This is a genomic window from Streptomyces sp. Isolate_45, from assembly GCF_024721315.2.
Taxonomy (GTDB): Bacteria; Actinomycetota; Actinomycetes; order Streptomycetales; family Streptomycetaceae; genus Streptomyces.
Map to the genome: position 1 here is coordinate 1 of NZ_JANFAK020000244.1, position 8,937 is coordinate 8,937.

An 8,937-nucleotide genomic window follows, 5' to 3' on the forward strand; every position below is an offset into this window, starting at 1 on the left:
CCGCGGCCGGCGGCGTCGGCGGCGGCACGGGCCCGGTTGCCGCGCGAGTCCTCGGGCTCCAGCGGGATCGGGGATCCGCGCAGGGGCTCGTCGGCGGTGCGGGGCAGGGTGAGCCGGAACTGGGAACCGCCGCCGGGTTCGCCCCAGGCCTGGAGCCAGCCGCCGTGCAGTCGGGCGTCCTCGACGGCGATGGACAGGCCGAGGCCCGTTCCGCCGGTCGTACGGGCCCGCGCGGGGTCGGCGCGCCAGAAGCGGTTGAAGACCCGGGTGGCCTCGCCGGGCTTGAGGCCGACGCCGTAGTCCCGTACGGCGACGGCGACGGCACCGCCCGCGGACGCGAGCCGGACCACGACGTCGCGGCCTTCGCCGTGCTCCACCGCGTTGACGACGAGGTTGCGCAGCACCCGCTCGACGCGTCGGGCGTCGGCCTCGGCGATGACGGGCTGGGTGTCGCCGAGGACGCGGATCCGGGTGCCCTTGTGCTCGGCGAGCGGTTCGGCCCCGTCGATGACGCGGCGCACGACGTCCCTCAGGTCGATGGGTTCGGCCTCCAGGGCGGCCGCGCCCGCGTCGAAGCGGCTGATCTCCAGCAGGTCGGCGAGCAGCGACTCGAAGCGGTCGAGCTGTCCGGCGAGGAGTTCGGCGGAGCGGGCGGTGACGGGGTCGAAGTCGACGCGGGCGTCGTGGATGACGTCGGCGGCCATCCGTACGGTCGTGAGCGGGGTGCGCAGCTCGTGCGAGACGTCGGAGACGAAGCGGCGCTGCATCCGCGAGAGGTCCTCCAGCTGCTGGATCTTGTTCTGGAGGTTCTGGGCCATCTTGTTGAAGGCCTCGCCGAGGCGGGCGATGTCGTCCTCGCCGGTGACCTTCATCCGTTCCTGGAGCCGTCCGGCGGACAGCCGTTCGGCGATCCCGGCGGCCATCCGGACCGGGGTGACGACCTGGCGCACGACGAGCCAGGCGATGGCGCTGAGCAGGACGACGACGAACAGGCCCGCGGTCGCGATGGTGCTCTTGACCAGGTTGAGGGACTCCTCCTCCTGGGTGAGCGGGAAGAGGTAGTACAGGTCGTACGGGGAGCCGTTGATGTCGGTGAGCTGTTTGCCGACCACCAGTGCGGGCTCGGGCGCCTTGTCGCCGACCCCGGCGGTGTACCGGATCTCGGAGAAGGTCTTGAAGGTGCCGGTGGCGTTGTTGACGGCCCGGCGCAGCTCGATCGGGACGCTGGCGGTCGGGTCGACGTTGCCGGAGGCGCGGGCGCCCTTGACGCCCTGGGCCCCGGACGCCTGCTCCCCGGCGCCGAGCGCGGCGACCTCGAAGGCGGTCTGCCCGCCACTGGCGAGCTGTTTCACGAGGGAGTTCATCCAGGTGCTGGCGTCCCGGCCGACCTTGTTGTCGGTGGCGTCGGGCCCGTCGACCGACAGCGGGGTGTTCGCCTTCTCCTGTGCGACCGCGAACCCGCCGGCGGCCTGGCTCTGCGCGGCCTCCTCCTTGGCGTCGAGGAGGCCCTTGCTGACCTGGGCGACGACGACGAAGCCGAGGGCGAGGACCACGGCGAGCGACATGAGCAGCGTCGCGACGACCACCCGGAGCTGGATGTTGCGCCGCCACAGCCGGACAGTCGGAAGCAGCGGCCGGCGCACGAGGCGCGCGCACAGCCGCAGCACGGGGCCGCCGGCCGCTCCGTCCGTCATCCGGCGGAGCTGTCGGCCGCCCCACGGGGCTCCCCATCGGGAGCCTCCACGGGGCTTGCCGGGCTGCACGTCAGCTCGGTCCGGCCTTGTAGCCGACACCGCGCACCGTCACGACGATCTCGGGGCGCTCCGGGTCCTTCTCGACCTTCGAGCGCAGACGCTGTACGTGCACGTTGACCAGACGGGTGTCCGCGGCGTGCCGGTAGCCCCAGACCTGCTCCAGCAGCACCTCGCGGGTGAACACCTGCCAGGGCTTTCGGGCGAGGGCGACCAGCAGGTCGAACTCCAGTGGGGTCAGTGCGATGGAGGCGCCGTCGCGCTTGACCGAGTGTCCGGCCACGTCGATGACGAGGTCACCGATGGCCAGCTGCTCGGGTGCGGGCTCCTCCGACCGGCGCAGACGTGCCCGGATGCGGGCGACCAGCTCCTTCGGCTTGAACGGCTTGACGATGTAGTCGTCGGCCCCGGACTCCAGGCCCACGACCACGTCAACCGTGTCACTTTTGGCAGTGAGCATGACAATCGGCACGCCCGACTCGGCCCGGATCAGCCTGCACACCTCTATGCCGTCCCGTCCGGGCAGCATGAGGTCGAGCAGCACGAGGTCCGGCTTGGCCTCCCGGAAGGCAGCCAATGCCTTGTCACCGTCCGCTACGAACGACGGCTCAAAACCTTCTCCACGCAACACGATGCCGAGCATCTCGGCCAGTGCGGTGTCGTCGTCGACGACAAGGACGCGTCCCTTCATGCTTGACATCATCCCATTAGCTAATCGTTACCCGGCGGTGAGCTGTCCCACAGCCAAAAGGGCTGGAAATCGCCCCTCGGACCTGCGTGGTGATCAGGGCGACCAGTCTGCCCCGGATCCGCGCGACAATTGAAGGGACGGGCTGCCCGAGATCTTGGAGGGGGAGGGCCGGTCCGTCCGGTGTTCCCCCATGGCACGATGGCAGCCGACCAGCGCGCCCGCCACGGCAGGTGCACGTGAAGGAGCGACGATGAACGACTCTCCGGGCTGGGCCACGCCCGGATCCCCGTCCGACGGCGAGGGCTCCGACGGCGGCCGGCCGGCCGCACAGCCCGCCGACGCCCCCAAGTGGTCCGCCTCCCAGCCCCCGCCCGGACAGTGGTCGAGCCCCGCCGCGGGCCAGACCCCGCCCCCGCAGCAGCAGGGCGCCGGCTGGGGCCCGTACGCCCCCCAGCCGGGGCAACAGCCCGGACCACAGCCCGGCGGCCCGTACGGCGGCCCGTACGGCCATCCGGGTGGCGCCGGTGGCTGGGGCGGCCCGCCGCCCGCCGCCAAGCCCGGAGTGATCCCGCTGCGGCCCCTGGGCCTGGGCGAGATCCTGGACGGCGCCGTCAGCTCCCTGCGGGGCCACTGGAAGACGGTCCTGTCCGTCAGCCTGGTCGTCGCCGTCCTGGTCCAGCTGGGCCTGCTCGGCGTGCAGCGCCTCATGCGGGACAGCCTCGTCGTGTCGACCGAGCAGCCCAGGACCCCCGGCGAGCTGGCGAACCTCATGGACGACACCATGGTGGCCGCCTACGCCAACTACTACGTCCAGCTCCTCGGCCTGCTCCTGGTCACCGGCCTGCTCGCGGGCGTCGTCAGCCGCGCGGTCCTCGGCCAGAGCTCCACCGTCGCCGCCCACCTGCGCAGCGTGCGCCCCCTGGTACCGCGCATGCTCGGCCTCACCGCCGTGCTGTTCCTCGGCGCGCTCGCCGCCGGCTTCCTGCCCGTGCTCCCCGGCCTGCTGACCGGCAACGCCTTCCTGACCATCCTCGGCGTCCCCGTCGGCCTCGTCCTCCTGGCCTGGTTCTTCGTCACCTTCGTCCTCGCACCGCCCGCCCTGATGATGGAGCGCGGCAAGGTCACCGACGCGCTGAGGCGTTCCGCCAAGCTGGTCAAGGGCTCGTGGTGGCGCATCGGCGGCATCAGCGCCCTCACCTGGGCCATCACCTGGCTCACCTCGATGATCATCGCGGTGCCCTTCGCGGCCATCGCCATGTTCGTGTCGCCCGGCGGCCTCAGCGACATCCTCGACGGCACCTCCGCCCAGTCCTGGAGCTTCCTGCTCGTCACCGCGATCGGCGGGCTCATCGCCCTCACCATCACGATGCCCATGCAGACCGGCGTCACCAGCCTCCTGTACATCGACCAGCGCATCCGCCGCGAGGCCCTCGACCTGGAACTCGCCCGCGCCGCCGGCGTCCCCGACCACGGCTACAACGGCGACCACGGCACGGTCCCCCCGCGGCCCGGCGGCGCCGGACCGGCCTCGGGAGGCTGACGGACGATGGGAACGGGGGGACTCATCGTCACCGGCGCCACGGCCCTGCTGCCGGGCGCCGAGACACCACCACTGACGACACCGCGCGAAGCGGCCCGTGAGGCGGCCGAACGCGAGCTGGCCAAGCGCGCCTACCACGAGGACGACCCCGGCCTCTTCGAGCGCGGCCTCGAACGCTTCTGGGACTGGATCGCCGACCTCTTCGACGGCGCCTCCTCCGTCACCCCCGGCGGCGGCTTCGGCCTCCTCGCCGTCGCCCTCCTGGTCGTCCTGGCCGTCGCCGCCCTCTGGTGGCGCCTCGGCACCCCCCGCCGGACGGCCACCGGCACGGGCGTCCTCTTCGACGACGGCCTGCGCGGCGCCGCCGACCACCGCACCGCCGCCGACGCCCACGCCGCCGCCGGCCGCTGGACCGAAGCCGTCCAGGAACGCATGCGCGCCGTCGTCCGGTCCCTGGAGGAACGCACCCTCCTCGACCCCCGCCCCGGCCGCACCGCCGACGAGGCCGCCGCAGAAGCCTCCGTGTCCCTGCCCGCCCACGCGGGCGACCTGCGCGCGGCCGCCCGCACCTTCGACGACGTCACCTACGGCGGCCGCACCGCCGACGCCGACACCTACGCCCGACTGCGCACCCTCGACCTCACCCTGGAGCGCACCAAGCCGCTCCTGACGGGACCCACCGCATGACCGGCCCCACCGAGCCCGCGGCGCCGCCCACCGAGGCCGCCGAGCCCGCCGAGCCCACCCGCCCGGGAACCCGCGCCGGCACCTCAACCGCCCTCACCCGCGCCCAGATCTGGGCGCGCGGCCGCGGCTTCCTCCTCGCCCTCGGCATCCTGGCGGCCGGCGCCGTCCTCCTGGCCGGCCTCCAAACCGGGGACCACCACGGCCGCCTCGACCCCCGCTCCGCCGATCCCTCGGGCAGCCGGGCCGTCTCCCAACTCCTCCAGGAACGCGGCGTCACCACCCGCGTCGTCACCAACGCCGCCGACGCCGCCGACGCGACCGGCCCCGGCACCACCCTCCTGATCACCGACCCGGACCGGCTCGGCCCGTCCCAGCGCCGCACCGTCCGCTCCGCCACCGACCTCTCCGGCGGCCGAACCGTCCTGATCTCCCCCGACGACGCCCTCCCCGACCTGGCCCCCGCCGCCCGCACCGCGGGCCGCGCCTACCGGGACGAACTCGACGCGGCCTGCACCCTGCCCGCCGCCGTCACCGCGGGCACCGCCACCACCGGCGGCGACCTCCGCTACTCCGCGGGCACGGCCGGAGCCACGGCCTGCTACCCCTACGACGGCGACCCCACCCTCCTCGTCCTGCCCGGCACCACCAAGGGCGGCGACACCGTCCTCCTCGGCTCCGACTCGATCCTGCGCAACGAACACCTCGCCGAGCAGGGCAACGCCTCCCTCGCCCTGCAACTCCTCGGCTCCCGCGCAGACCTCGTCTGGTACCTGCCCACCCTGTCCGACATGACGGACGCCTCCGACGGCGCCGAGGACCGCAGCCTCCTCGACCTCGTCCCGACCGGCTGGCACTGGGCCCTGCTCCAGCTGTTCCTCGCCGCCGTCGTCGCCGCCCTCTGGCGCGCCCGCCGGCTCGGCCCCCTCGTCACCGAGAAGCTGCCCGTCGCCATCCGCGCCTCCGAGTCCACCGAGGGCCTCGCCCGCCTCTACCGCAAGGCCGACGCCCGCGACCGCGCCGCCACCGTGCTGCGCGCCGCCACCCGCGAACGCCTCGCCGCCCTGGTCGGCGTACCGACCGCCCAGGCCCACGACCCGCTTTCCCTGGTCCCCGCCGTGTCCGCCCGCCTCGGCGACGGCACCCGCGACGTGACCGCCCTCCTCTTCGGCACCATCCCCGCCGACGACGCGGCACTCGTCGCGCTCGCCGACCACCTCGACGCCCTCGAAAGAGAGGTCCGCACTTCATGACGGCCACCACGGACAGCGCCCGCACCTCCCTGGAAGCGCTCCGCACCGAGATCGCCAAGGCCGTGGTCGGCCAGGACTCCGCCGTCACCGGTCTCGTCGTCGCGCTCCTGTGCCGCGGCCACGTCCTCCTCGAAGGCGTCCCCGGCGTCGCGAAGACCCTCCTCGTCCGCGCCCTCGCCGCCTCCCTCGAACTCGACACCAAGCGCGTCCAGTTCACCCCGGACCTGATGCCCAGCGACGTCACCGGCTCCCTCGTCTACGACGCCCGCACCGCCGAGTTCTCCTTCCAGGACGGCCCGGTCTTCACCAACCTCCTGCTCGCCGACGAGATCAACCGCACGCCCCCCAAGACCCAGTCCTCGCTCCTCGAAGCGATGGAGGAACGCCAGGTCACGGTCGACGGCGTCCCCCGCAAGCTCCCCGAGCCCTTCCTCGTCGCCGCGACCATGAACCCCGTCGAGTACGAGGGCACCTACCCCCTGCCCGAAGCCCAGCTCGACCGCTTCCTCCTCAAGCTCACCGTGCCGCTCCCCTCCCGCGAGGACGAGATCGGCGTACTGACCCGGCACGCCGCCGGCTTCGACCCGCGCGACCTCGCCGCCGCGGGCATCCGCCCCGTCGCCGGCCTGAAGGAACTCGAAGCCGCCCGCGAGGCCGTCACCCGCGTCACCGTCTCCCCCGAGATCACCGGCTACGTCGTGGACATCTGCCGCGCCACCCGCGAATCGCCGTCCCTCACCCTCGGCGTCTCCCCGCGCGGCGCGACCGCCCTGCTGGCCACGGCCCGCGCCTGGGCCTGGCTCGTCGGCCGTGACTACGTCACCCCCGACGACGTGAAGGCCCTCGCCCTGCCCACCCTGCGCCACCGCGTCCAACTCCGCCCGGAGGCCGAGATGGAGGGCGTCAAGGCCGACGCCGTCATCACCGCGATCCTCACCCACGTCCCCGTCCCGCGCTGATGGCCCTCACCGGACGCGCCGCCCTCCTGGCGGCCCTCGGCACCCTCCCCGTCGGCATCCTCGAACCGAGCTGGACGGGCATCCTCGCCGTCAACGGCAGCCTCGCCCTGGCCTGCGCCGTCGACTGCGCCCTCGCGGCACCCGTCCGCGGCCTGCGCCTCACCCGCTCCGGCGACACCTCGGTCCGCCTCGGCGAGAGCGCCGACGTCCACCTCACCATCACCAACCCCGGCCGCCGCACGCTCCGCGCCCGCCTCCGCGACGCCTGGCCCCCCAGCAGCTGGCAGCCCGGGACCGAAGGCCCCGCCTCCCGCCACGAGTTGACCGTCCCCGCCGGGGAACGCCGCCGCCTGACCACCCGCCTGCTGCCCACCCGGCGCGGCGACCGCCGGGCCGACCGGGTCACGATCCGCTCGTACGGTCCGCTCGGCCTGATGTCCCGCCAGGGCACCCACGTCGTCCCCTGGACGGTCCGCGTCCTGCCGCCCTTCGCCAGCCGCAAACACCTCCCGTCCCGCCTGGCCCGCCTACGCGAGCTGGACGGCCGTACGAGCGTCCTGACGCGCGGCGAGGGCACCGAGTTCGACAGCCTCCGCGACTACGTCCCCGGCGACGACACCCGCTCCATCGACTGGCGCGCCACCGCCCGCCGGAACGAGGTCGCCGTTCGCACCTGGCGCCCCGAACGCGACCGGCACATCCTGATCTGCCTCGACACCGGCCGCACCGCCGCGGGCCGCGTCGGCGACGCACCCCGCCTGGACTCCGCCATGGACGCGGCCCTGCTCCTCACCGCCCTGGCCACCCGCGCCGGCGACCGCGTGGACCTGCTGGCCCACGACCGGCGCCTCCGCGCCCAGGTCCAGGGCCGCTCCGCCACCGACACCCTGCCCGCGTTCGTCAACGCCATGGCCCCCCTCGAAGCGGAACTCGTCGAAACCGACTCCCGCACGCTGGTCTCCACGATCCTGCGCAGCGCCCCGCGCCGCTCCCTCGTCGTCCTCCTCACCAGCCTGGACGCCGCCCCGATCGAAGAGGGCCTGCTCCCCCTGCTCCCCAGCCTCACGCAGCGCCACACGGTCGTCCTGGCCTCGGTCGCCGACCCGCACGTGGCGGGCATGACCCGCGCACGCGGCACCGTCGACGCCGTCTACGAAGCCGCCGCGGGCACCCGGTCCCAGGCCCGTCGCCGCCGCACGGCCGACCAACTCTCCCGCCACGGCGTCCACGTCGTCGACGCCACCCCGGACACCCTGGCCCCGGCCCTGGCCGACGCCTACCTCTCCCTCAAGGCCGCCGGCCGCCTCTAACACGTCGGACTGGCTACGCTGGTGGCACCCACCAGGAGGACACATGGTCGACCTCACTCCCGAGCAGATGCGCCGAATGCACGACTTCGCGGAGCAGCTCGCAGAGCTGGCCGAACACCAGGAAGACCAGTGGAAGGTACAAACCACAGACGGTCAGATCTTCCTCACCATGATGAGCCCCACGGCTCCCCACGGACTCAACGTGGTGCGACTGCGCCGTCAGATCGAGGCCCAAACACCCGAGGTCATGGCGCTCAATGACACCAACATGGGCGATCCTCTGACCGGCTTGACCAAGGTCCCCGACCTCATGGTCATCGCGGAGGAGGACACGGACGACACCGCGAAGGTCGTCAACTCCCGTGACGTCCTGATGGTCGTGGAAGTCGTCTCCCGCACGAATTCACTCACCGACATCCGCGACAAGCTGCACGACTACCCGAGGATGGGAGTCCCGCTGTACGTCGTCGTCGACCCCCGTAAGGACAAGAAGGCCGTCACGGTGCACAGCGACCCCTCCGACGGCCCGGACGGAACCCGCTACCGCAAGACGGTCCCCCACGCCTTCGGCGACACCGTCACGGCCGGCCGTTGGACCCTCGATACGAGCAGCCTCAAGAGCTACCCCGCCGACTGGTAGGACGACGGCGGCCGACATTCCCAAAACCCCTTAAACGCAGAAAAGCCCCGCACCAGATAACTGGTGCGGGGCTTTCCCACAATGATTGTTCGGCGGCGTCCTACTCTCC

The 8,937-nt window shown here is 73.1% G+C and carries 8 protein-coding genes; 6 read left to right on the plus strand and 2 right to left on the minus strand.

Annotation, left to right across the window (positions count from 1 at the left end; translation table 11 throughout):
- A partial coding sequence (gene mtrB / locus NOD94_RS38495) for an MtrAB system histidine kinase MtrB (protein WP_281210903.1) occupies positions 1 to 1,793 on the minus strand: 1,793 nt, incomplete at its 3' end.
- Complete coding sequence (gene mtrA / locus NOD94_RS38500) at positions 1,765 to 2,454, minus strand: two-component system response regulator MtrA (RefSeq protein WP_189973359.1); 690 nt, start codon at positions 2,452 to 2,454, stop codon at positions 1,765 to 1,767. The genes mtrB and mtrA, both read right to left, overlap by 29 nt.
- Before the next feature lie 238 nt (positions 2,455 to 2,692).
- On the opposite strand from mtrA, the gene NOD94_RS38505 reads away from it, so the two are divergent.
- From NOD94_RS38505 to NOD94_RS38530, 6 genes are read left to right on the plus strand one after another with little or no spacing between them, the layout of a single operon-like run.
- The gene (locus NOD94_RS38505; protein ID WP_281210904.1) at positions 2,693 to 3,982 is read left to right on the plus strand and encodes a hypothetical protein; all 1,290 of its coding nucleotides are present in this window, start codon (positions 2,693 to 2,695) and stop codon (positions 3,980 to 3,982) included.
- Positions 3,983 to 3,988: 6 nt separating this feature from the next.
- Positions 3,989 to 4,669, plus strand: coding sequence for a DUF4129 domain-containing protein (locus NOD94_RS38510; protein ID WP_281210905.1), 681 nt, complete (start codon positions 3,989 to 3,991; stop codon positions 4,667 to 4,669).
- The gene (locus NOD94_RS38515) at positions 4,666 to 5,919 is read left to right on the plus strand and encodes a DUF4350 domain-containing protein (RefSeq protein WP_281210906.1); all 1,254 of its coding nucleotides are present in this window, start codon (positions 4,666 to 4,668) and stop codon (positions 5,917 to 5,919) included. The genes NOD94_RS38510 and NOD94_RS38515 overlap by 4 nt, the downstream gene beginning before the upstream one ends.
- Positions 5,916 to 6,878 carry a MoxR family ATPase gene (locus NOD94_RS38520; RefSeq protein WP_281210907.1) on the plus strand — a complete coding sequence of 321 codons (963 nt, stop codon included), beginning with the start codon at positions 5,916 to 5,918 and terminating at the stop codon, positions 6,876 to 6,878. Before NOD94_RS38515 ends, NOD94_RS38520 begins: the two co-directional genes overlap by 4 nt.
- A complete protein-coding gene (locus NOD94_RS38525) occupies positions 6,878 to 8,188 on the plus strand; it encodes a DUF58 domain-containing protein (RefSeq protein ID WP_281210908.1) in 1,311 nt (436 codons plus the stop codon). The genes NOD94_RS38520 and NOD94_RS38525 overlap by 1 nt, the downstream gene beginning before the upstream one ends.
- A 43-nt stretch (positions 8,189 to 8,231) precedes the next feature.
- Positions 8,232 to 8,828 (plus strand): Uma2 family endonuclease, encoded by a 597-nt coding sequence (locus NOD94_RS38530; protein ID WP_281210909.1) that lies wholly within the window; start codon positions 8,232 to 8,234, stop codon positions 8,826 to 8,828.
- Positions 8,829 to 8,937 lie beyond the last annotated feature (109 nt).